This window comes from Paenibacillus sp. ICGEB2008 (assembly GCF_000307675.1).
Classification (GTDB): domain Bacteria; phylum Bacillota; class Bacilli; order Paenibacillales; family Paenibacillaceae; genus Paenibacillus; species Paenibacillus polymyxa.
On record NZ_AMQU01000008.1, the window covers coordinates 97,785 to 122,891 of the forward strand.

Below are 25,107 nucleotides of genomic sequence, written 5' to 3' on the forward strand. Positions count from 1 at the left end.
AAGAGGAGATCAATATGAAATCAAACAGCGGAAATCGCCTGCTGGTCGTACTGGGAACGATTATTGTCCAGATGGGCTTAGGTACCATTTACACATGGAGCTTATTTAATCAACCGTTGGTGGACCGCTTTGGCTGGAACCTCAGTTCGGTCGCTATTACCTTTTCAATTACCAGTTTTGCACTCGCGTTTGCTACGTTATTCGCAGGCAAGCTACAGGATAAATGGGGACTTCGTCGTCTGATTTTGTGTGCAGGTGTCGTACTAGGGGCAGGGCTCATGCTTAGTTCACAGGTAACTTCGTTATCCCTGCTGTACATTTTGGCAGGTATTGTCGTAGGTTTTGCGGATGGAACGGCATATATTACATCATTGTCAAATCTGATTAAATGGTTTCCCGAGAAAAAAGGACTTATCTCCGGTATTTCAGTTGGGGCCTACGGAACAGGCAGTCTGATATTCAAGTATATTAACGGTTCGCTGATTCAGTCTGTTGGCGTATCGCAGGCATTTTTGTATTGGGGTATCATCGTGCTGATCATGATCGTCGGTGGTTCTTTCCTGGTGAAAGAAGCAGTAGTTGTGAACAAACCTTCGGAACAAAATGGGGCTGTACAGCGGGACTATACCGTTAAAGAAATGCTGCGCACCAAGCAGGCATACCTGCTGTTCGTCATGTTCTTTACCGCTTGTATGAGTGGTCTCTACCTGATCGGAGTGGTCAAAGATATCGGCGTACGGATGGCTGGCTTGGATGTAGCAACAGCTGCCAATGCGGTCGCTATGGTCGCTATTTTCAACACGGCGGGTCGGATTATATTAGGTGCGCTATCGGACAAGGTAGGTCGTCTGAAAGTGGTAGCAGGTGCACTTTTAACAACAGCAGTTGCAGTTACAGTACTGAGTCTGGTACCCCTGAATTTTGGTTTGTTCTTTGCCTGTGTAGCAGGAATTGCTTTTTGCTTCGGTGGCAATATTACCGTCTTTCCTGCCATCGTAGCTGATTTCTTCGGTCTGAAGAACCAAAGCAAAAACTATGGTATTGTGTATCAGGGCTTTGGCCTTGGTGCGCTGGCGGGGTCATTTATCGCTGCCTTGCTCGGCGGATTTATCCCGACCTTTACCACAATTGCTGTGCTGTGCGTCGTATCGTTCCTGATTGCCCTCACCATTCGCACTCCAGAACAAGGTAAAGGCAAACTGCGCAGCGAACGGAAGAAAAATACCAACGGTGTACGCAGTATGAAGCCAGGTACAAAATTAGGTTAAACGATTTGAGAAAATAGGACCAGATGAATGCCAAAAGACCTGTCATCATTTCTCTAAGGGAGATTATGGCAGGTTATTTGTTTTTCCAATAACCTGATTTACGGTATAATAAAAAGACGTGTAATAAGCCGATATATACAAAAGACATAAGCTAAGAACCTGACAGGAGGACGAGTCATGATCGTGGATACAAGCGGGAATCTGCTTGCCCGCAATACGAAGCTGCGAAATACATATCAAATTCGAAGCGCCTTGTCCCGCAGTGAGCTGGCCATCGTGTATACGGCAAGGCTGTTGGATAACCGAGAAAAGGTGATTGTAAAGGAATTTTTTCCGAATGCGCTGGCTTTGCGGGGGATGGATCGAAAAACGGTCACTTGTAGCGCTTCTATGCAATCCAAATATGTAGAGTTTATGCATTATTTCTTGCGTGAAGGGCAAATGTTGAAGGAATTAAATCATCCGGGGGTTGTCGGTTATATAGATCACTTTGAGGAAAATGGAACTGCTTATCTGGTCATGGAATACTGTGCAGGCAAGACGCTGGATCGAATGATGAAAGAAGAAGCTGTGCCAACGTCTGATCCTACTTTTTTGTACCAAACGCTGCTGCCTTTAATTGATGCCTTGGAGTATATTCATAACAAAGGAATTATTCATCGGGACATTAAGCCAGGCAATATTATGGTTGGGGAACATGGCAACATCAAGCTGATTGATTTTGGCTCTGCTGTGCATTTCGAAGGCAAGGAGCATCCGATCTTCACGACGGCAGGCTATTCTCCACTGGAATTTTACTCTAACCGTTCGCGGCAGGGACCTGTGTCGGATATTTATAGCTTGGCCGCAACGCTGTATTATTGCCAAAAAGGATCACCTCCACCGGACGTGCCAGGCAGATTATTTGCAGATCGGACCGAACGGATTCGGATCGAAAATGCAGGGATTTCACTACTGCCGTACGTGATTCGGCGTGGCCTGGAGGTACAGGCTAACAAGCGTTGCCGCTCACTTCGATGGTTTAAAGCCGCACTACGTGCGGAATATTGGATAAAAAAAGGGAAGCGCCCTACTCTTACGGTTCGTTAATCGTAAGAGTAGGTGCTTCTCTTTTTTTATTCCGACGGGCGTTATCCTGTCGGAGCTTGAATATGGTCGGTGTACACTGAAGTGTTCGGCTTAATCGCCTTGTACCGCAGCTCAATTTCAGTGACGCCGTCCTCAAACGTGATGTACAGTTTATCACCATACGCCATGACCGCTTTTTTGTTACGGCTCAATCTGATTTTTCCATGCTGCAGGGCGCAACGTGTATCATGTTTCACGATCAGAGTCCCTTTTTTACCTGCGGAAAATAGGATTCGTTCCGCTTCTGGTAATGGTTCGTGAACGTCAAGCGTACGGAATAACTCCTGCAAGCTGACCTTATGACCCGGAAAGGAGGTCAGCGGCCAAGATTTTACCGGAATCTCCTGTCCACTCGCTGTAGCGAGAAAATATCCTTCGATTCTTCCAGCAAACTGCGGCTTCGGTCGCAAGAACCAATACAGAAGAGCAGCTATCACAATGCTGATGGCTATCGTCCATTTAATGGCTGTATACCGGGATTGGACTGAAACGGTCAGTGTAGCGCTACTGGATGCACCTTCTGGATCGGTAGCGGTAATCTTTAGCTTCGTGTCACCTGTGTGAAGCTTGGATAGCAGCAGATCATTACCGTTAATCTCGGCATTAATTGTATCCTCAGAGGCTCCTGAATCCAGCTTATAATTCAGCTTGTCATGATTGGGATCAACAATAAAATCCTCTAAACTTCGACGGGAGTCACCGTCTTCTTTTACCAGATGTATCGTCAGGTCTTTTAAAGCTTGTGGTGCTGCATTGGTGGCGTGAACTTTATGTACAATTCCCTTACGGTACCACTGCGGACTATCCAGAGATAGCTGCCATGTATAATCACCCGTTTGTGGGAACGCATATTCGGTATGAAAGGCTCCTGACTTATAGGTCATAGGAACCTTTTTTAGCTGTACCGCCTTTTACAGGGGTAACTATAATATGGGCTTCAAGAGAAGTATATACGGCCTCATCTGTAAGATTTTGGCCATCCGGTAATAGGAGCTGAGCTTGAAATGGTGTCGCTTGTCCCTTCAGCAATTGCATAGGCTTGTCGCCATGAGTTGCTGTTGTTTGCGTTCCTCCTATAGTAGCTTCAGCTTCCAGTCGGTAGCTGCCAAGTAAATTGATTTTAACCAAATCTCCGCGTATGCCCCGTAATTTCAACTTCACTTTACCTGCTTGTGGATGCTCAATTTTCAAAATTGCATATCGGCTCGACTTGTACCTACGGACATTTTCTGAATTGGAGTATAGCTGGGTTTCCAGCAGGGGATGCTCCGACAAAAGCACCAGATTGGCTTCCTCCATACTAGAGTCCGGTAGAGTCACCGTTAATTCTTGCATCTCGCCAGTGGTCGTAATTGCAGCAACTGGAACGAGCTTGGAGCGAATTTGACTGGCAAAAATACGATTCAGAATTTCCGGCAGATCCTCAGCACTACTCGTAATAAAAGAAGCTCCTCCCGTTTGAGAAGCGATCCGTTCGAGTTCTTGCCGGTTTACCGTGCCATCATGGTTCAGGCCAATCGTATACACCGGGTATCCCTTGTTCTGTGCAGATTTGATGACAGAGGATACATCGTTATTCGAGTCACCCTTGGACCGAGAACCAGAAGAGGCACCAAAATCAGTCTCTCCATCTGACAATAAAATCATAAAAGGCTGACGCCCTTGGGATGCTCCGGCAGCTAGCAGTTCTGAGCCTTTACGCAGCCCAAGTCCCAAATCTGTATAGCCAGAACGGTTCAACATTCTGATTTCCTGCTGAATTTGCGATTTTTGCGCTGCCACGCCAATCGAGGTAAGTGGTTTTGAGGCGACAACATGATGGTTGTAGGCGACGAAACCCACGCGTGTACGGTCTGCATCACTTAAGTCCATAAACATACTAATGACTTCGGCGGCAATACCCTCGGGATCCGTGTCTCTCATGGAATAGCTGGTATCCAGTACAAAAACAGCATCGTAACCCTCAATCGGAGCAGTCCCCGAAGATGCTGCATTAGCCTGATTTACAGTGCAAATGACCCCGTTTAAGCCCATTTGGAAAAATAGTACAAAAGTCATGAAAATGATAATTCCTAGTTTCCTTATTCTGAACATAAGCTCCTCCATCGGCGAGACCAATGTGGGCGTGCCAACTCTCCTAATCCTTGGGATATAAGGGATAAAGGATCAAAACAGCTGAAAACCCTCACATTAGCCATGAATTTGATACTTTTACGCTTATCAGAAATATCCAATGAACTTCTATCGGCAATTGGATTCCATTTGTGAATATTTCCCTGAAGAAACAGGTCTAACATATCATAAAAATTACGTAATCACGCATAAAATGAGCCAAAATGCCCTATTTCAATCTGAGACTACAGAAATTGACAAAACTAAAGGGTGCTTTGTATGATAGCTCTCGTATCAACGGCAAAAATTGGGATTGAAGTTAGGAATACGAAATCATAAATTTGAAGTTTCTGTGTTATATGACTTTTGATTTTGAATTTTATCTCATTTGAATGCCTTGCCGTTAAAAGCCGAATAGCGCTTCGGACCGATTTTCGAGGTTATATGCCTGTACCGTAAATGTGGTATAAGCTCAATCCTTTGACGAATTTAAATGTTAAGTAGGGGGGAGGAGGCAAATGAACTAAAAATGAATATTCGTCCGTTTCAAATTGGACATCCCATGTCCGAATATGGAGCAATGGACCTATACTCAAACTTTATTCATTTGTCGACAGCGATGGAAATCATTTATCAAACCAACCGGACAATGCTTTTTGAAGAGATTAACCCGGAAAAGCTGGACCTGATCACCATTGTAGGTGATGTGAAGGGTATCGACAGCTTGAGCGATGAGAAGATCAAGGAAATTAATCAGCACCTTCTGGTGCGCAGCTTTGACGAATTTTTGGATAAGTTTTCACCGACCGTGTATTCATTTTTTAACGCGGCCAATCAAAAGGTCGTCTACACCCTTAAAAAGCCTGAGGGAATTGATGAGGATAGCATTTCTGAAATTCGTATCAATCAAAGCAATGATTTTCTGAAAATGTTGTTTACGCTCATTGATACTAAGCGCAGTCAAGGAATCACCAATGTAGATTTCAAATTTGAAAATCTGCTGGATATGATTTCACCGAAAAAGGTTATGGACGATATTCGTCAAGTCCGCAAAGAAATTCACTATATGTACGGTGAATACGACAAGCTGGATGATGGCGATCCGAAGAAACTCGATATGGGTGACAAGCTCAATGCCATGTTCGAGGAAGCGAGCCAGAACTATAACAACGTTATGGCTATGCTGCCACTGGCCATTGAGGACATCAAAACCCGACTTCTGCTCGGTGGGACCCAAGAGGAAAACGCCGGTGAGTTGATCCAGGTGGGTATGCTCTCCATTGGGGAAAGCGGCGAACTGAAAATTATTGAAGCGCCGAAGAGCGAAAGTACTGAGCTGATGCTGTTGGATGAGAACAGCACTGGCGATCTCTCCCAAGTATTCGAAGAAGATTACAACTCTATTACAGATACGCCTTCTGACTATGTAAAAGACTTGGTGGTTCGCACGTTTGTGCCACTGCCAGCTGTTCAGACCAAGGTTGACACAGCGGTTGAAGTTCAGAACTACAACACGTATCTGGAGTTCTATAAAAATGCCAAGGATGATTTCGTAAAGGCGGTTAAGCCTCTGGTAGAAAAAATCCTCGGTGTCAAAATGTTCTTCGATCAATATGCGACGAAGAGCAAAGGGATGCTGCCGACAATGCTGGTAGCGAATAACAAGCTGGACATGCTGGTGAAAAGTAGCAATATCCCGCGTCTGGAAACGTACCTGAACACCGTAAATGCCAAAAATGAATTCAGCGACACCATCTGGTTCGGGATCGTTCCATCTATCGAGCTTGAAGCAGCCGGTAAGGTAAAAGTTTCTCGTGAACGCTTTAAGGGCAACGAGAAGGTCGTAAAGCAGGGCGGAAATTCGATGGAATCGCTTTCGATGCTGCTGCAAGTCGTGAAGGATTACAAAATTCAAATGTTCTTTAACTTTGAATCCGGTGAAGAGACGACCTTCAACAGTATGGCGACAGCAGGCATCGATAAATATGTCGATAAATGCGCCAGTCTTGTACGCAGAGAATATAGCGAATTTGCGATTCCTTGTGTACCAAACTTTACCATTATTCCGAAGGATAAATCGGGTGTCATTATTGATAGCAAAATGCTACAGACCGAAGACGGTGTGCAGCTCTCCAAGGAAAAAGAAGATATTCTCAAGCTGTGGATTGAGGGCGTATATGTGGGCGCTGCCTATGTGGCCGCTGGCTTGGTCGCTTCCTATCAATGTCCTGAATACCTGCGTGAGACGTTCAAAACGGTCAATAAAAACTTCCCGGGTGTACGCTTCGACATTGAAGCTGGAGACAACAGTCTGCGCACGGTGACGACGATGGCCAAGGAAATCACTGGGTTCACCAACACGATCAAGGATGCCATCAACCGTAAAAACTTTGGCTTTGTATTCTCGTCCGAGAATGCTCAGATTCAGGATAAGGATATCCGCCGGATTACTGTCTACAAGGCAAGAAGCATGGCGATGTCCGAGGACGGCTTTGACTCTATCTACAAAACGCTGGTCAGCACGTACATTGAACGTATTTTGCGCTACCAAACAGGTGACTTCAAGCACGAAAATATCGTCCGCTTCTTTAGTAACAATCCGAGCAGCCAGAAGAGCAAGTGGCTGAGCAGCAGAGGATCTGTGAACTCGATCATTCAGGACGGAGATGATATGAGCTTCATTATTGACGAGAAAAGCAATATGTGTCATATCGATCTGGTCTTCAATGGTAATGTGAAGAACCTGGAAGTCATGATCACTAAGGGAACCAGCTCGGTCAAATCATGATCCGAGCACTACGAAAGATGGTAGAGGCGTTTCTATCCAGAACCGCCTTTATACATAAATCGCGGAGAAGCCCTGCTTCTTCCGCCATCATTTTACCTAATATCAAGGAGGCAACACACATGGGATTCAGATTGAAAGTAGAAGGACAAGAAACAATCGAGCTGGGCTTGGATAACATCCAAACGGTTATTTATGACACCGATACACCGGACGATTCCAATGCACGCTCCACTGACGTAGGCTCCACGCTGCGCATCAGCGGTAAAATCATCACAGCAGTAGATGGTGACAGCGCGGATGACACACTGAAACTGGCTTTGTGGTCTCTGGTTCCTGCTGAAAAAGCAGACAGCTACCGTAAAGTAACACTGGAAGTTATCGCAGCCGATCAAGTAGTGCGTAAAATCTACTTCCCGAATGCTTTTGTTGTAGACTACAACGAGCACTTCGGCGACACAGAAGGTGTAGGTGCGTTTACACTCTACATCAAACAAAAGAAAGACAAAACCGAGCTGGCTACCATCGACGGCGGATATCCAGTTTAAGCTTAACGTCTTAATGTTAAGCGCAGCTTAAACACACACTCACCCGGCGCATACGTGAAGGGTGGATAAATATTAAGAGGCCTACGGGTCTCTTAATATTTATTTTTTTCGGAGAGGGGAACATCAGACAATGACCAACTACTATGAGCTGCTCGGTGTCGGCCGGGATGCTTCGGAGGCAGAGATTAAGCAAGCTTACCGTAAACTGGCCAAAAAGTATCATCCTGATACCAACCAGGGAAGCGAGGAAGCAACGCGCAAGTTCAAGCTGATTCACGAGGCTTACAATACCTTGCGTGACGAAGCATTGCGGCAGGCATACGATGCTGAGCTCATCCGAAAAGCTACGGGAACTAGCGGAGAACAGCAAGATAAAGCGAGAGGGGCAGCACCTTCAGGCGGTACGCGTAGGACAGCTAAAGGATTCAATCTGGCTGACATAGGCACTGATTTTGAGCAATTTTTCGGCTTTCATCCGAAAACGAAGGAGGGCTCACCAGGGAAAAAAACAAAAAAATCCGGTGATCCGACGGATACCTCAGCCATGTTCAACCAATTTTTTGGTATTCGTAAAAAGTGATGATTTCAGGATAGAAACGGGGGAAGCAAGCAGTGAAAACGGCGCAGAGCAGATGGGTTTTCATCATAGATGTTGCCATGTTCGGGCTGATGCTGGCGATCGCCTTTTATGTGTTTAATCGTACAGGCTACAGCGGTTTGAAGACTGTGGTCGCGATAGGTATTGGGATTAGCGTGCTTGTATACATACTGCGCAATCTGGTGTCCGTGGTACCTGTGCCCAAGCCAAAGGCAGAGCGTAAACGGATTACCAAGCTGGTGTTGATTGATGAAGAGGGTGAGTCCGTTAAAGAATGGTACATCGAAAGCGAAACATCATTGTTAATCGGCAAAACGACATCACGCTCTGAGGCAGATATTGATTTAGCAGGTACAGATTATGCTTCCTTGGTAAGTGTGGAGCATGCGGTACTTAACCGGGTAAACAGCGACTGGTTTGTGGAGGATGTGGATTCCGGCAACGGTACCGGGCTACGGTCTGCGAACGAAAGTGTCACCAAAAAGCTGGAAAGTGGCGAGCCTTACCGAATTTACTCAGGCGACTTATTATATATTGCCAATACCAGGCTGCTCGTTAAATAGAAGAAATTGCACAATCCTTAGATTGCTGTAAAGACAATCAAGACAATGGGGGAAGGAACCGACTATGAGTTTGACAAGATGCCCGAACGGACACATGTTCAGTACACGAAAGCACGGAAATACGTGTCCTTATTGTAATTCGGTAGTAAATATAGCCGCACCCAAGAGCGCGGAACCAGCAGCGAAAACAAACGTTGCGGGAGACGATGACAAAACCATGCCGTATTTAGGCGAGACGGTGGGGATTCACCCGGTAACCGGATGGCTGGTATGTATTGAAGGAGCACAGGTGGGTCAGGACTATCGCATTATGGCAGAAAAAAACTTTATCGGGCGCGCAGAGGAAATGCATGTCCGTATTATCGGAGACAACACGATTTCCCGCAGAAATCATGCGGTCATTGTGTATGATCCGAAGAAACGCAACTTTTACTTGCTGCCAGGCGATTCGTCAGGCTTGGCGTATCACAATAACGAGGCGGTATATTCACCAGTGGAGCTGGCTGCTTATGATGTGATCCAGCTCGGACGCAGCAAATTTATCTTTATTCCGCTGTGCGGCGCTCATTTCGAGTGGGATAACGAAAATTAGAACGGAAGTGGGCAATGGTGCAGGGAGGTAACGAGATGCAGCCTTATTTTGTTGTATGTGGAGCTGCGGTGCTGTTCGCTGTTCTTCTCATCATCCGTATACGACTGACGCGAAGTTCCGGCAGCCGTACCGTGAGTGGAATTGAGATTGGAAATGGTCAAACGATCGGGAGCCGGAGCGAGCAGGATGATTATTTCTCCAGTATGACCACCCCTGTGGGTACGCTGGCTGTTGTTGCAGACGGGATCAGTGGGCTGGCTAATGGACGTATGTCCAGTACCTTGGCTGTGACGACTTTTACGAAGGCATTTGCCAAGTTAGAAGATGCAACGAATTTGAACGGATATTTTGCAGAGGCGGCAACCCAAAGCAATCGCGGTATTTTGCAAAATTTGAATGGGCAGGGCGGGGGAACGACGCTCGCGGCGGTCATTGTGTGCGGCTATCAGCTGTATTACGGAGCGGTGGGCGACAGCTTGATTACAATTTACCGCAATGGTCACTTTCAGACAGTCAATTCCAAGCATACAGCGGAAACACTGCTGGAAGAACGAGTGCTTGCTGGACAAATGACCTCAGAGGAAGCTAAAACGAGTCCTGTACGCAATCAACTGGTCAACTACTTAGGTTATGAAGGCTTTGAGAACATGGAACTGGGGAATGCACCGATTCGCCTGTATTCGGGTGATTATGTGCTACTGTGCAGTGATGGCATTCAGGAGGCGCTGACGGAGATTGAGCAGGAAGAGATCATGCGCAAGGGCGGAACACCGCAGGAAATGGCGGATGCCATGATCGACACCATTAACGATAAAGGGTTTAAAAGTCAGGATAATGCGACAGTGCTTATTTTGGCGATAGGATGAAACAAGAAAGACGGGGGTAGCGATGCGCAAGGACAACAGCGATTTTAGTACCGCCTTTGTGTCGGAAGCGGGCTCTTATATAGATAACCGGGACTATTTTGCATTCATGGAGACGGACGACATGGCCTGTTATGTCCTCGCAGACGGTCTGGATTCGGATCAGGAGCTGCGCAGCGCAGAAATGGTAGTCAAAACGGTGCTGGAAAACTTTATGGAGAAGCCTTCCATGTCCAAGCGGCGTTTGATGAGAGATCTGCGTGAAGCGCAGGAATGGCTGCAATTTGAAAGCCGTCGTGTCCGGCTTAAGGCCAGTCTACTGATGGTAGTGACCAACTACAACAAAATGGTGTACGTTTCGTGCGGTAATGTGCGGCTATATCATTTTCGCAATGGAAGGCTTAATTTTCGCAGTAAGGATCATAGCCTGGCTCAGTCACTGGCAGATGATGGTCGTATTCCAGACGAAGCGACCAGTACACACGAGGAACGGGGGAATCTGCTGGAATACTTGGGGAATCCGAATGGGGTTCATGCCCATTACGCCAAAAAGACACAGCTTGCAGATGGAGATGTCATGCTGCTCGCAACATCTGGGATGTGGGAGGACGTTGAACTGGCGGAAATGCTGGGTGCGCTGGAGGAAGCGAAGGACCCGGGTATGCTGACGGATACGTTGGAAGAGGTCCTGCTGAGCAAACAGCGCCGGACGGTGAATAATTACACGGCTGCCGCCATTTATGTAAACAAAGTTTTCCAGGAAAAGCCTAAAAACCGTCGTAAGCTGATCAAACGGATTTTGATTGCGTTGCTCGCCTTTGTAATCGTGGGCGGAGGAGCATGGATTACACTGGCGCGTATGGCTGCGAACAAAGCGGCTGCGCTGGAAACGATGATCGAATCGGCTCAGGCTGCGGATGATTATGCAAGAGCTGGTGATTATGCAAAAGCGCTCAAATCCTACAGTGAAGCGAAAAACGCGGCAGTTAAGATTAATGATAAAATTCACAAGCGGTTGTACACGGCAGAGCAGAAAGTATCTCAATTGATGGTCGACGGAGACGGCTATGTGGAAAAGGCCGATTTTACCAAAGCTGAAGCCAGCTACGATAAAGCACGGAAAAGCGCCGGGCTATATCCACCATTTAATGTGAAGGACATTGAGCATAAAATCGACCAACTGGACAGCTATGCCGAGACGGCGAGCTGGATGAAGGACGGAGATTTAAAATTCCAGGGTGGCGATTACACAAATGCACTCAAGCTGTACAAAAAAGCAAATAAGGCTGCGATGGAATCCGGCTATACGTCCGCGCAAAAAGAGCTGGAGAAGAAGATTACAGAGACCAATGATAAATTGACAGCTATTCAGCAGCAGCTCAAGGAGATTCAAGCTGGCAAGCTTCAGGCCAAAGGGGATCGGCTGATGAAAGATCTCGATTATGAAGGGGCCATTGATGCTTATAGCGGGGCACAGGAGATTTATCAGGAGATTGATAAGCTCGAAAGTGTTCTGGCGCTGGAGCGGAGCATAGCCAAGGCGGAGGAAAAGCAGAGCGCGGAGCAGCAGAAAAATGGACAGCTTCCTGCTGGATTGGGATTGTCTGACGGAGTGTTGAACGACACGGATGCTGGAGACGCAGCGAGTGAAGCTTCATCTTCCGCTGCGGCAACCTCTGCCACAGCATCGCAAACGAAGGCTACGCCGACGGCTTCAGCGGGTCCTACGCCCGCGAAGAAGGAAGCCTCTCCGGCTGCAAAAAGCGGTGGTACGGGGGATGGCAATGCCGCTTCGACCAAGGCGGACACCAGCAAAGAGCAAGGAACTGCTGATTCTGCTTCTAAAGCAGCCGGGGCGTCGAATTCAGAGAGTCAAGATCAGGCTGCTGCGAACGGGAAATAAGTTTTTATGTTCAGAATGCTGGAGCCGGAAAGGAGTGAGACGTCGTGAAAGAGCTGGTACAAGATCGTTTGAGCAAGATGGACGATTTAGAGCAGAGACGTTTACTGAAAAATATGATGGCGGGGGTATTTATGAACCTCGTCGAATATCAGGAAGAAATGACCCGCCAGCTAGAACGGCGGGTATTTGAGGAAATTGAGAATACGGAAGAAAAGTTTGATGTGTATGTGTCATTGACATCGCGTGAGGACTATGACCCGATTCATGAATTTTTATATCCTGTGTTGCCCTCCGATGCAGTAGAAAAACAGGTAGACATCAGTCGTGTGGCAGAGGTGGTGCGCGAAGGCGGGGAGATGCCGCTATTTACGCTTTTTCTCGAAATGGAGACCGAACGAATCTCGGCACTGGTACGCAGCAAACGAATTTTCTCAGGAATGCTGGTCACGGAAACTGCAAATTACCCGATTCGTTTTCGTCTGGAGCATAACCGATCTTATATGTTGGAGATTGAGCAGTTGTATCATACATTTATGCAAAATGGTATGCCGTGGAAAACGATTAATCATCCATACGCTTATAAATTTGTGGACTGTGTATTGATTGGTGGGGACGGCGAGCCGGCCGCTCATGAAGAAATCCATGAAATCTCGATTTCGTTGGAGGAATTCGACGTTTATAAGAAAGCCGATGTTTTTCCGCTGTGGAACATTGAAAGACTGGCCCTAAAGAACAGCGGTTTTCCTATACCAGCTATGGATCGTGTGAACTATGAGCATGTGCTGCCTTTGCGTAAAACAGGATCAGAGCATGGTTACCTGATTGACGGGACTGAAAGTGATATCCGCTATATCAAGCGGACAGAAGAGGAACTGACGATTGTCACACCACGTGATAAATCTGGCGAATGGAATGTGTTGAAGGTTACGAAACCATTTACAACCAAGCTTAGTCGTCAGACTTTTCCGGTATTGTCTAATCGGCGGCAGGACAGCTTTTTGGGTCGCTATGCAGGAAAACAGGCCGTGATTGTCCGGGCTAAAGCAGAGATCACGCGCATCGTTAATTCGTTTGAAGCGGCACAGGGGCTAGAGCTAGAGCGTGTGGACATCTGGGGAGGGGCTGGGCGAAATGATATAAGCAACCTTGTAACCAAAACTCAGACGTATCCGTTAAATCCGTTTGTCAGCGATAATGTACGGACAGAGGATGGCAAGCAGATCATGCGATTGGGGTTCAGACGTGGTTCTGAGGATGTGTTGCCAACCACACCTGCTTACATTTTATCCGATTTAATGAGCTTTCTGGTGTCGGAAGTGCAGATGTATTTTCCAGAGTACAAGTGTGAAGGAGAATGGGTGTGAATTACGTTTGGGATTTGCTCATGCGCGCAAGGAAACAGGGGCTGGATGTAGATAAATTCCGCTTCGTACCCGCTGTCAGCTATTCTCCGTATATGGAGCTTAGCTTGGCTGAGCTGAATACGTCCCATTTGGAGCAGGTAGTGGAGATTAATCCGTACTACCGCTTTTATTCTATTTTTCGGGATCTGTTTCCACCAGATGTAGCAGAGGATCTGGAGCTGAGAGAATCGCTATTTGATATTATGATGCATTTTCTGGCGGAGATCGATTTGTATCAAGGCATGAATCGGCGAGAGTATCATATAAGGTTTGTTCAGCGTGATATTGCGGATGGCATCTTTGGCCCGAAGGTAAAGGAAGCCATTGGACAATTAAACCGTGAGGAACAGGACGCGATTGCTGAAGGGCTGCTGCGCCTGTACGAGACGGGGGAAGCTGTTCATCTGCTAAAACAAACGATGCGTCGCGTCTTTCATCGCTCGATCATTTACACCAACTGTGAGGAAAAAGACGAACTACTCATATATATTGGCCAGGAGGAGACGATGCTCTCACGAATCAAAGTGGATTTGATTCTCGATTTGTTTCTTCCAGCACGGTTTACGACGGAATTGTATTGGACCAGTCATTTCGGCATTTTGGAGGAAGACCCTACGATGAAAATTGACGCTATCGCCCTCTATTAAGGCTAAATGGCTAAGAAAGGACATGTGAACGATGAACGGACCCTATACATACAGGTTGCTAGACCCGCTCACCGATCGAAAAAGCGCTCGTTTCACGACTAAATACACGCAGGCGGAATTGGAGCAAATGACGACCTTTCAGTTGCGCGGGATATGTGATAAAGAGCGACTGGTCGAGGGATTTGCGAATCGTCTGGCACGTGAAGAATTGATTCGCGTAATCTTGCGATTTCGAAGCGCGGAGGAGCATCTACTCATTACCAGACCCAATCCTGACGGTTTTGAACGTATACAATCGGCACTACAGCGCAACTGGAATGACCGTCCGCAGGAGAGTGGCGGTATTCGGGTTCCCGCCAAAATCACGCTGTATCAGGGGGTGCGCACAGGTCGCATGGACAACTATCGGATCGAATCCGATTTGCCTTGGCTGAGCTCATCTAATGTGCTGCTGGTGAATGCGACAGGGGAATTATGTGGTGTTTTAAATTTGGTGAAGGATGAGGGACGAACAGGCGTATATTATCTTTCTCGTCACCGCGATGCTGAACTGCGAGAGACATCTAATCATAGCTATAGCTTGCTGTTTCTGCGAAGACAGGAGTCAGAATATTTTTATAACCTCTACTATGGAGATAAGCCGATGCTACCGCTGAAACTTCAGGGTCACCGAATCCCGGTGGCAGAGCTGATCATTCGGGGCACGGAAACAACCGATGCGGTACTGGCGATTGATTTTGGCACCTCGAACACCACGGCAGGTGCTTATTTGGTTAGTTCCTACGTTACGGCCCCTGATACAGGGATGAGCAGCACAGTAAGGCTGGACGCTATCAATTATGTGTCATTCCCTGGTCCAGAAGGTACGGAAGGCGACTGGATCGAAGTGCTGCCGACCGCCATTCGCGTCGCGGACTGCTCCAATCCCGAGCATATCGTTTATGTATTTGGGGAGGAGGCACTACGTGGAAGTGATGTGGCAGGCAGCCGTGCTACGGTATTGCGGGGGATTAAACGTTGGGTCAATGACTATAAGCGAATCGAAGAATTAATGGATTCTGAGGGGAATACAGCAACCGCTTCCCGCAGCGATATTTTAGCGGCGTTTATCCGTTATGTGATTGCTACAGCCGAGCAGCAATTTAAGTGTCGGTTTCGCAATTTACACTTTTCTGCTCCTGTCAAGCTGCAGCCCCAATTTATTGAGATGTTTAGCGATATTTTGCCTGATTATCGGATTGAAGCGGAGGATGCGCTGGATGAAGGGCTGGCAGTGCTGTACAACACGTTGGCAGATCAGATGGAACGAGGAACTTTTGCAGACGGTGAGGAGTATCAGGCACTTGTCATTGATTGTGGTGGGGGCACGACAGATTTGTCTTCCTGCCGCTTCCGGATTGAAGATGGACGTATTGCTTACAAGCTGGATATTCACACAACGTATGAGAATGGGGATACCAATTTTGGTGGAAATAATCTGACGTATCGGATTATGCAGTTTATGAAAATTGTATTTGCAGGTTATTATGCTGCTGAGACGCGTTTGCCTGACACTGATATTGATGCTCTGATCGGCATTCCTTCGGGAGATTTGTACCGTCATGTGGATGAGTTTGGTGTAGATGCTGTATATGCAGGGCTGGAGGAACGCTATCGTGAGGCAGAGGCGATCTTGCCTACCGCGTTCAAACGGTATGAGCATGCTACACGGGATGAATATCAACGGGTACTGAGTAATTTTCATCTGCTGTGGAGTGCGGCAGAAAATATGAAAAAGGAATTTTTTCTACGTACGGGGATATTGCGCAGCCGCTTTGAATCCGAGCAGGTATTATCTGCTGAAAGCGACCTGAACATTGCCGTAATGGATCGTTGGCTGGTTTCGGTCATTGAGAATGGACAGTTCCGTGATGAATATGGTCTACCTGATGTAGTGTTTAATATTCGTGAAGTACAGCAGCTACTTAAGGCAGATATCTACAATATTGTGCGCAAGTTTCTGGATGATTTTTATTTGGAGGGACGCTTGCAGGATTATTCGATTATCAAGCTAACCGGGCAGTCCTGCCGGATTGACGTGTTCCGCGAAGCACTCAAGGAATTTGTGCCAGGGCGCAGTATTGAGTTTCGACAAAAGGCAGAAGACCTGAGCCGAGTACCTGAGTTGAAAATGGCCTGTCTGCGCGGGGCTATCCGTTACCTGAACGCTAAAAAAATGGGAACCATTGAGCCTGTCATTACCAATCATATTCCAGCGATTCCGTATACGGTCAGCGCATGGACGCATACGGGGCGTGAGAAGGAGCTGATTGCGAGTTTGGAAAGCAATCGGGTACGCGGTTCTATTTCCCGGCCGTCTCAAGCGGTTGAAGTGGAATTCTTCCTGACGGCCAACGGGGGCAAGCTGCGTCAGCGTCATGTGTACCGCAGTCGGCCAGATGCCTTTGAACCCATGCCGTATGAGGAAATTGCTGTGCTGTACGGGCAGGATATTCCACAGGATGATACGGACTCCATTCGCAATGAGGAGACGAAATATTTTGTTTTTGTCGGGGATAGTCGTTGGGGCTTTTACGTCGTGCCGATTACTCGCCGTGATGAATTGCTGTATCTGGGTCCGAAGCGCTTTTATGCCTTCGAAAATGATCTCTCCGAGCTGGATTTCTTTGACGGCACGAAATAATAAATTAAGGATTTTGCAAAATGCAGAAATCAGAAAAGCACACAACACATGGAGGGAATAACATGCTGTATGCAGGTTTTTGGAAACGAACTTTGGCCTATATCATTGACAGCCTTATTTTAGGATTTGTATTTATGGTTATCGGACTGGTCTGGATCATCATTCAGGCCATTGGAGATTGGGTGCCATCTCCGGCAGAAACCTCTATGCTGACAGACGGGCCGACTGCTATTTTTACTATGCAATTATTAGGACAAACTTTGATGAATTTGGGGGCTTCATGGTTGTATTTTGCGATCATGGAATCGTCCAAATGCAGAGCTACGGTGGGCAAGCTGGCTCTTGGTATCGTTGTAGTAGATGAATTTAACCAAAAGCTGAGCTTTGGACGTGCGAGTGCCCGCTACTGGAGTAAAATTGTATCGAGTATCATTTTGTGGATCGGTTTTATCATGGCAGGCTTTACAGCTAGAAAACAGGCTCTTCACGATCTGATTGCACGTACCTATGTTGTGGACAAGCGCGAGTTGAATTATATACTGCGCGAGCAGGCTGGGCGCGGAGCCGGGATGTAAAGTATAAATAGATTCTAAGATGATAATGAATCGTAGTCTTCAATCAGGGGGGAGCATGATGAATATACGCAAATTTTTAGAAAAGAATTTTCGTCGATTTTCTGCATTACTTGGAGTAAGTAAAGCTCCACCCACCACCGATGATGGAGTTATTGTTCCGCCTCCTGCGCCTGGTGTGAATCGGCTATCTGTTCCCTTAAATAAAGAAGAATAGAGAAAGGAGGAAACCCCATGTTAACGCATATCGTTCCAAAGTTTGAAAAAGGTCGCATTCTCAAAACCGAGATGCTGGAAAATCTGCGGGATTACCCCCGTAGCTTTCTGGATATCCGGTATCAGGATTATTCGGATGGTATTATTACCGGAATGAATGTGACCGTCGGGGAACATGCGCTGACCGTAGGCAGAGGCATTGTAAAGCATAAAAATAGATTATACCTGCTGGAGCAAGAGCAGGAAGTTTCATATGTGGCTACGGGGCAGCTATCGGTGTTGAAGCTGCTCTTTTTGGAACAAACCGATCGCCCGGATTTCACCGTGCATCATGCAGATATTGTGCTAGAGGCCGAGGCTGAGATCGGATTGGATGAACTGGAGTTGGGCCGATTCAAACTCAAAGATGGAGCCGTGCTTCGCTCCAATTATCAGGATTTTGCCGATATGGCTACTGAGTTCAATACATGGAGTGATATTCATGTCCCGTTTGCGGGGTTGTATCAAAGTACGTTGCGCCCAGAAACGCTGCGCTATTTTGCATCCGAGCTGCTCAAAAGCGGTACAACCGATCCGATGGATTGTATGTTTGCTATGATGTGCCTGAACCTGGAGGCTGTAGACAGAGAATCTATCCAGCATTATATTGCAAACCGAAGTGGTGTGGAATATAAGGAATATTCACATGCTCAGCTCCATAGGCAGCTAGTGCTGATTTTGGAAGGAGCCGGACGGGGGAAGCGCACAACAGGCCGCTGGCAGGGTGGTGGTGCTGGACGGATGATTGTGGATTAGAACATCAGATAGAGGAGTGGAGTGTTCATCCCCTCTATCTTTACTTCTGTGCTCCAGCATTTGTTAAATCAATCCGGTGTAAGCCTATACATTTTTTAAAATAAAAAAGATGACATATGTATAAAAAACAGGCATAAAGTCACTAAGACTATAGTCGCTTGTTTGGTGAAGTATGCATTCCTTAATCTGCTGAAATTCGACATTTTATAGGCTAGATGGATGTGCTTGAGACTAAGCTTGAGGTCAACAAAGTTGTCATATCAAGGAATACGTCTTTTAAGAAATTATAAGTGAGAGAGACTTGAACGGATAAGTTGCAGCGATTGCGCAATTGTGCTTGTCCATGATGAGTCTTTTTATATCGCTCCTCCATACCTTGTAAAACCAGTCCGATTAGAGTAGAAAATTTGCATACATATGTATAAAAATGAGTATTAAGTCGTGGAAACGCCCTTTGCTACGGTGAATTGACAAAATATAAAGCAGTGGCTAATATGGTTGGGAACACGGGAGATATTGGAATTTATAAAGGGGCAATGAGTTTTGAATAAGAGACTAGATAACAGATGTAACTACAACATGAGATGGGGCCAAACGATTTTGGGAGTGCTGTTGGCGCTTAGTCTGGTGTTACTCAGTGGAGGAAATGCGTGGGCTTCATCCAGTGAACAGTTAAAATGGATTGAGGGTGGCCGAAAGGTAGACCTGGGAAATGTAGCTGCGGTTGATTTAGACTCATCTCTTCTTTTTTTGGATGCGGCTAACACTGCGAAGGTAAGCGAGATGAATCACGAGAAGCCATCTGGCAAGGAAATTGGGAGTATATTTCCGAAGGATGAAAATCAAAATTGGGAAGTTGTTTTTGAATACTATGAACTTGGACATATCAAGGATGATGAAAAAGAAGACATCGATGCAGATGCCATTCTAGATAGTTATAAAGAGGGTACGGAAGAGAGTAACAAGGAAAAAGCGGAAAGTGATCGTCTGTATGTTACAGGCTGGGATGTGGAGCCTTTTTATAATGAAACGACCCATAATTTAACCTGGTCTATGCTGGCGGAGGATGGGAACAAGGAAAAGCTGATTAATTATAATGTTCGTGTGCTCACTCGTCAGGGTTATATCTCTGCCATATTAGTGTCCGATCCTGCACATTTGGACGCGGATAAGAAGTTCTTGAATGAGAAAATATTACCCAAGCTGACAGTCAAATCAGGTGAGCGATACGAAGATTTTAATGCTTCAACGGACAAAATTTCTGAATATGGCCTGACCGGACTGATTTTGGGAGGGGCCGGCTTGGCAGTAGCTAAAAAGGTAGGCTTGTTGGCATTAATCCTTGCTTTTATTAAGGGCGCGGGAGTTAAGGTGCTTGTCCTTATTGGTGCTGCTTGTGTAGGTGTGTTTGGTGTGATAGGCAAGTTTTTTGCCAAATTATTTCGCAAGAAAAAGTCAGAATCTATGCACAATGAAACGAATGCTCAGGATCAGTCAGAAACATTACAGTAGCTCTAAAGAAACACACCATAATATAATTACTAACAAAAAGGTCAGGCAGCCTGATCAGTACACACTGAAGAGGTAGCATGGGCAAGAACATTATGAACAGATGATCATGGTAATGATAGACCTATGAATCATCTGTTTTTTATATTTATCCCTTGTAATACTTTCGGTATACCGCGGGTGTTGTGCCTTCATATTTTTTGAATATTTTAATAAAATACCCTGGCTCATTAAAGCCGAGCTCACTACTGATCTGGGATACAGGGATATCTGTAGCTTCGAGCAGCTGCTTCGCCCATTTCATCTTTAAGCGGGCAAGATAGCTGGAAAAGTTCTCACCCGTTTCCTTCGCAAACAGCCGACTAAAATAACTCGGACTAATGTGACACAAGTCAGCCATGGCTTTTAGAGAGAAAGTTTCACCCTTGTGCTCATAAATATATTCAAAAGCGGGTTTGAGTACAGGATTTCCGCACGGAATATCCTCATCCCCTGAGGAGTTCAGATAGGCATCTGCTAAGATATTATTCATTTCTTTCTTAAGGCTTTCGATATGCTTCAGCGAGTAGCCAGGAAGGATATTAGACAATTGCGGACTGGACTCTATGGCCGAAGCCTTTTCGAACATTTCCGCGAGAAGATTTTTGTTCATCGCTTCTTCAACAATATAATTACACAATAAGGATAACATGTTGGAGATCATCTGAATTTCCTGATAAGTCATCGTCGGCAGATCGGCGTAGTAGTCCTTAAGTTCCTCCCATTTGGAACTGTACAGTTTTTCATTTTTTGACGTGAGGATTTGTTCCAGCTGTAAAGCGTTCGAAGGATCGGCTAGGCGAACCTGACCTGCCATGACGGCGCCAATGTACTTATCGTCGATAATGATTGGTACCGCGATGTCAACGATGTCATAATGACAGAGATAAATATAAGGTTTGTTGGAACGCACCGCTTCAAGTCCACCACGAGAGTCACATTTCTGGCAGTAGGGAAGGAGATTCTCATCTTGGCGAACCTTCTTGCAGAACGATTGACATTGGCTGTGACTAGTTACGGGATTCCCTCTATAATCGACGGTGAGAATGGCTAATTTGGTAACGGATGCTAATGAATCCTGCAACTGCTCCCACTTTTTCAAATCAAAGATTTTCTGGATGCTCAAATGTTCACGTATCAAGATTCCCATCCCTTAATAGTAAATTATCCTGTAAGCAACAACAAAAAAGTACAATTCACATGCTTCAGTGCAAAAAAATACGATTGCAAATTATAATATATTCCTTGATTCCTCCAATGTAAAGTTCACATGGTTCGTTTATAGTTTTAATCAGAACGAAACCAACACCATTAAAGGGAGGAATTATAGATGAGAAAAGCTTTTATCAGCCCAAGCAAATATGTACAAGGTGAAAACGAATTGTTGAATTTGGGTTACTATGTGAGTACCTTTGGCAAATCTGCTTTACTGATCGCGCATCCAGCCGATGTGGAGCGGGTGAAAGATAAGCTTGATTCCACTACGGAAAAGTATAACGTAACCTTTATTGAAAGCGGTTTTATGGGTGAGTGCTCCAGACAAGAAGTGTCTAGACTCCAAGAAATCGCCACTGCGAATGGATGTGATTGCATCGTTGGTCTCGGCGGCGGCAAAGCGATTGACGCGGCGAAATGTGTGGCACAAGGGGAAGCGCTTATCATCTGTCCGACGATTGCTGCGACGGATGCGCCGACAAGTCACTCGGCCGTTCTTTATACTCCAGAAGGCGCATTCGACGATTACGCCTATTTTAAACAAAGCCCGAGTGTCGTATTAGTTGACACCACTGTAATTGCCAATGCACCAACCCGATTCCTCGTATCAGGTATGGGTGATGCACTATCGACATACTTTGAAGCCCGTGCGACCTCTCGCTCTTACTCCAGGGTCAACGCTGGACTGCCTAATGGAGTACGCGAGGGACAGTGTGCGCCAGCCGTAGGTACGAATGCGGCGTTGGCACTTGCAACGTTATGCTATGAAATGCTCTTAAAAGACGGTGCCAAAGCAAAAGCGGCATGCGATGAAAATCATGTTACACAAGCACTCGAAAATATCATTGAAACTAATATTTTACTCTCAGGTCTTGGCTTCGAAAGCGGCGGACTTGCTGCGGCCCATGCGATTCATGATGGACTCACCATTCTGGAAGGCACGCATCACTATTACCATGGAGAAAAAGTCGCGTTCGGTACGATCGCACAGCTGGTGCTCGAAAACGCACCGACGGAAGAATTACATCAGGTACTGGATTTCTGTTTAACCATCGGTTTGCCGGTCTGCTTGGCCGATATCGGTGTCGATCATATCAGCCAGGAAGAACTCATGGAAGTAGCTGCTAAAGCCTGCATTGAGGAGGAATCGATTCATGCCATGCCGTTTCCGATCACGGTAGAGCAGGTTGCAGCGGCAATTGCTGCGGCCGACCGGATCGGCAGCCAGTACAAAGCGGAGGTAAAATAGCATGAAAAAGGTCATCAACCGTACGGAAAATTTGGTTCTTGAGATGTGCAGTGGTATCGCGCTCGCGCATCCCGAGTTGGAATTTCTACCAAAATATAAAGTGCTCAAGAAAAAGGAACTGAACACGGAGAAAGTAACGCTCATCAGCGGTGGTGGCAGCGGACACGAGCCCGCTCACGCCGGCTTTGTCGGCAAGGGGATGCTCGATGCGGCGGTCTGCGGTGATGTTTTTGCCTCTCCTTCGCAAATTCAAGTGTATCAGGCCATCCGAGCAACAGCTGGGAAAAAAGGCACACTGCTGATTATCAAAAACTACAGCGGCGATATCATGAACTTTAGAAACGGCGCTCATCTGGCTGCTGAAGATGGTTTGGAAGTGGACTATGTAAAGATCGAAGACGACATCGCTGTAGAAGACAGTCTATATACGGTCGGACGGCGCGGTGTAGCGGGCACGGTACTTGTGCATAAGATCGCGGGTGCAGCGGCAGAAGAGGGGCGTAGTTTGGCAGAAGTCAAAGCAGTGGCGGAGAAAGCCGCTGCGAATGTACGCAGTATCGGATTTGCATTGACGTCGTGCACCGTGCCGGCGAAGGGCTCGCCAACGTTTGAGCTCGGGCCTGATGAAATCGAATACGGCGTTGGCATTCACGGCGAGCCTGGAATCAGACGCGAGAAGCTGACAGATGCGGATACGCTGGCACGCAGAATGGTAACCGACCTCCTTCGAGACATGCAGATCGAAAACGGATTCAGCGGAGAAATTGCACTGCTAATCAATGGTTTTGGCGGTACGCCTCTGCAAGAACTGTATCTTTTCAATTATGCGGTCACTCGCGAACTAGCAGCGAAGGGAATCAAGATCAATCGATCTTTCGTCAACAATTATATGACAAGTATCGATATGGCGGGCATCTCAGTTTCAATCATGAAGCTGGACGACGAACTGCAAACCTTACTTTCCCATGAAAGCAACACGCCTGCGTTCAAGGTGTCTGGACCTGCTGATCAAGTCGTGTTCACAGATCTATCAACTGTAGCAGACGAAAATCGGCAAGTATCTTTCGAGGTGGAAACCGCCCCTGCTTTTGCAGTTATTGAGGATAACAAGATTACGTTGAACAACCTGATATACCTGGTTGACAAAATGAGCGAGGTTATCATCAAGAATGAGGTGCCTTTCTGCGATCTTGATTCTCATGCAGGCGATGGCGACTTTGGCATGAGTGTTGCCAAGGGGTTCCGTCAGCTGAAACGGGAATGGAGCGACATCCTACACCAAGATTCCTTGACGATGGGAAGCTTTCTCCATTCATGCTCGCTCGTCATCATGGAATACTGCGGTGGGGCTTCGGGTCCGATCTGGGGCTCAGCATTTCGCGCGGCAGCACGATCTGCGGGTGAACGAAGCGAACTGACCATTGCCGAATTCGCGGATATGATGCAGGCTGCGGTGCAAGGCATACAGTCGACAGGTGAACGTTCTTTCGGCAGAGGAGCCGTCGTGGGTGATAAAACGCTTATTGATGCATTAGTGCCATGTGCGGATAGCTGGGTAGAGAGCGCGAAATCAAATGTTGACGTGAAGGAAGCCTTTGTGCGAGGAGCTCAAGCCGCTGTCCTAGGGGCCAAAAAGACAGAAAACATCGTGGCGCGTATGGGACGTGCCGGAGCGGTCGGAGAGAGAAGCCTTGGTTATCCAGACGCGGGGGCTTATGCGCTTGGAGTGATTTTTACGGAGCTTGCTGAATGTTTGAACTAATTCGCTAATTCTTAAAAATTCAAGGTTTGTTCATTGCAATTGGGATGCATTAGGTTTATAATTTCAGACGGATTCAAAAGGCTTATCCCTGGATCCGTGGGAGTTCATCCCATCTGAGCAAGCATACTTGCATGCTCAAATAAGAATTAAGCGAGGGATTTACAATGAAAACCTGCTGCACCATCCAAGTTGACGAAGACAGTTTAGTTATTGATTTGCCAGAAGAAGGAACCACGCTAGAGTCCCTGCTCGGTGATATTGAGAGCTGTGGAGGCAGTGAAGAACCTTGGCTACAACTTATAGACAAGGTGATGGGTAACTCATCTGAGACTGTACTGACAGATCAAGCGACGGATGGCGGCGATATGAACGAAGATCAGGCAACCCAAGAACCTCAAGCTGCCGCTAAGGGGTAATAAGGACATCATACGTTAAGACGATATTGTTAACATTATCCGATCATATACAAGATCATGATAAGACTGCTGTACCGAGCCTAGGCATCGGGAAGCAGTCTTTTTTTAAGTTAAAGAGTTGCAATTGAGACTCTTTTTAACCTGTTAACCAGCCAAAATTGGCCAAATTTTCCAATAGCTAAATGAGACTTTTGTCCCTTCAGTACTCTACAGTAGCCAACTAAGGGGTACATATCCCAAA

General features: G+C 46.6%; 20 protein-coding genes and 1 pseudogene. 19 read left to right on the plus strand and 2 right to left on the minus strand.

What is annotated here, in order from left to right:
- Nucleotides 1-14: 14 nt before the first annotated feature.
- The gene (locus C400_RS0109230) at nt 15-1,268 is read left to right on the plus strand and encodes an L-lactate MFS transporter (RefSeq protein ID WP_017426752.1); all 1,254 of its coding nucleotides are present in this window, start codon (nt 15-17) and stop codon (nt 1,266-1,268) included.
- A gap of 177 nt (nt 1,269-1,445) precedes the next feature.
- Complete coding sequence (locus tag C400_RS0109235) at nt 1,446-2,357, plus strand: serine/threonine protein kinase (protein ID WP_016818667.1); 912 nt, start codon at nt 1,446-1,448, stop codon at nt 2,355-2,357.
- A gap of 41 nt (nt 2,358-2,398) precedes the next feature.
- Here C400_RS0109235 and C400_RS28560 read toward each other — a convergent pair.
- A pseudogene (locus C400_RS28560) lies at nt 2,399-4,502 on the minus strand (vWA domain-containing protein).
- A gap of 625 nt (nt 4,503-5,127) precedes the next feature.
- On the opposite strand from C400_RS28560, the gene C400_RS0109245 reads away from it, so the two are divergent.
- From C400_RS0109245 to C400_RS0109310, 14 genes are all read left to right on the plus strand, one after another.
- Entirely contained in the window at nt 5,128-7,296 is a 2,169-nt protein-coding gene (locus C400_RS0109245; RefSeq protein WP_038978091.1) for a hypothetical protein, read from the plus strand.
- 119 nt (nt 7,297-7,415) lie between these two features.
- Nucleotides 7,416-7,841: a hypothetical protein gene (locus C400_RS0109250; RefSeq protein ID WP_007431573.1), complete on the plus strand. Its 426-nt coding sequence runs from the start codon at nt 7,416-7,418 to the stop codon at nt 7,839-7,841.
- 130 nt (nt 7,842-7,971) lie between these two features.
- A complete protein-coding gene (locus tag C400_RS0109255; protein ID WP_017426754.1) occupies nt 7,972-8,421 on the plus strand; it encodes a J domain-containing protein in 450 nt (149 codons plus the stop codon).
- 32 nt (nt 8,422-8,453) lie between these two features.
- Nucleotides 8,454-9,002, plus strand: coding sequence for an FHA domain-containing protein (locus tag C400_RS0109260; protein ID WP_017426755.1), 549 nt, complete (start codon nt 8,454-8,456; stop codon nt 9,000-9,002).
- Nucleotides 9,003-9,066: 64 nt separating this feature from the next.
- Complete coding sequence (locus C400_RS0109265) at nt 9,067-9,594, plus strand: FHA domain-containing protein (protein WP_025365579.1); 528 nt, start codon at nt 9,067-9,069, stop codon at nt 9,592-9,594.
- A gap of 35 nt (nt 9,595-9,629) precedes the next feature.
- Entirely contained in the window at nt 9,630-10,460 is an 831-nt protein-coding gene (locus tag C400_RS0109270; protein WP_017426756.1) for a PP2C family protein-serine/threonine phosphatase, read from the plus strand.
- A 22-nt stretch (nt 10,461-10,482) separates the two neighbouring features.
- Complete coding sequence (locus C400_RS0109275; protein ID WP_017426757.1) at nt 10,483-12,360, plus strand: serine/threonine protein phosphatase; 1,878 nt, start codon at nt 10,483-10,485, stop codon at nt 12,358-12,360.
- Between the two features lie 44 nt (nt 12,361-12,404).
- Nucleotides 12,405-13,724 carry a hypothetical protein gene (locus tag C400_RS0109280; RefSeq protein WP_017426758.1) on the plus strand — a complete coding sequence of 440 codons (1,320 nt, stop codon included), beginning with the start codon at nt 12,405-12,407 and terminating at the stop codon, nt 13,722-13,724.
- Complete coding sequence (locus C400_RS0109285; RefSeq protein ID WP_017426759.1) at nt 13,721-14,410, plus strand: hypothetical protein; 690 nt, start codon at nt 13,721-13,723, stop codon at nt 14,408-14,410. Before C400_RS0109280 ends, C400_RS0109285 begins: the two co-directional genes overlap by 4 nt.
- A 31-nt stretch (nt 14,411-14,441) precedes the next feature.
- A complete protein-coding gene (locus C400_RS0109290) occupies nt 14,442-17,093 on the plus strand; it encodes a molecular chaperone (RefSeq protein ID WP_026065406.1) in 2,652 nt (883 codons plus the stop codon).
- 62 nt (nt 17,094-17,155) lie between these two features.
- Nucleotides 17,156-17,668 carry an RDD family protein gene (locus tag C400_RS0109295; protein ID WP_017426761.1) on the plus strand — a complete coding sequence of 171 codons (513 nt, stop codon included), beginning with the start codon at nt 17,156-17,158 and terminating at the stop codon, nt 17,666-17,668.
- Between the two features lie 58 nt (nt 17,669-17,726).
- Nucleotides 17,727-17,882: a hypothetical protein gene (locus C400_RS27600; RefSeq protein WP_017426762.1), complete on the plus strand. Its 156-nt coding sequence runs from the start codon at nt 17,727-17,729 to the stop codon at nt 17,880-17,882.
- Nucleotides 17,883-17,899: 17 nt separating this feature from the next.
- Nucleotides 17,900-18,676 (plus strand): hypothetical protein, encoded by a 777-nt coding sequence (locus C400_RS0109305; RefSeq protein ID WP_017426763.1) that lies wholly within the window; start codon nt 17,900-17,902, stop codon nt 18,674-18,676.
- Nucleotides 18,677-19,255: 579 nt separating this feature from the next.
- Nucleotides 19,256-20,188: a DUF2167 domain-containing protein gene (locus tag C400_RS0109310; RefSeq protein WP_017426764.1), complete on the plus strand. Its 933-nt coding sequence runs from the start codon at nt 19,256-19,258 to the stop codon at nt 20,186-20,188.
- 145 nt (nt 20,189-20,333) lie between these two features.
- Here C400_RS0109310 and C400_RS0109315 read toward each other — a convergent pair whose 3' ends face one another.
- Nucleotides 20,334-21,365 (minus strand): PocR ligand-binding domain-containing protein, encoded by a 1,032-nt coding sequence (locus C400_RS0109315; RefSeq protein ID WP_026065407.1) that lies wholly within the window; start codon nt 21,363-21,365, stop codon nt 20,334-20,336.
- Nucleotides 21,366-21,554: 189 nt separating this feature from the next.
- Between C400_RS0109315 and C400_RS0109320 the strand changes: the two genes are divergently transcribed.
- The 3 genes from C400_RS0109320 (at nt 21,555) to C400_RS0109330 (ending at nt 24,866) form a co-directional block, all read left to right on the plus strand.
- A complete protein-coding gene (locus C400_RS0109320) occupies nt 21,555-22,688 on the plus strand; it encodes a glycerol dehydrogenase (protein ID WP_016818681.1) in 1,134 nt (377 codons plus the stop codon).
- Between the two features lies 1 nt (nt 22,689).
- Entirely contained in the window at nt 22,690-24,450 is a 1,761-nt protein-coding gene (dhaK, locus tag C400_RS26435) for a dihydroxyacetone kinase subunit DhaK (protein ID WP_017426766.1), read from the plus strand.
- 164 nt (nt 24,451-24,614) lie between these two features.
- Complete coding sequence (locus tag C400_RS0109330) at nt 24,615-24,866, plus strand: hypothetical protein (RefSeq protein WP_013372537.1); 252 nt, start codon at nt 24,615-24,617, stop codon at nt 24,864-24,866.
- The last annotated feature ends 241 nt before the right edge of the window (nt 24,867-25,107 follow it).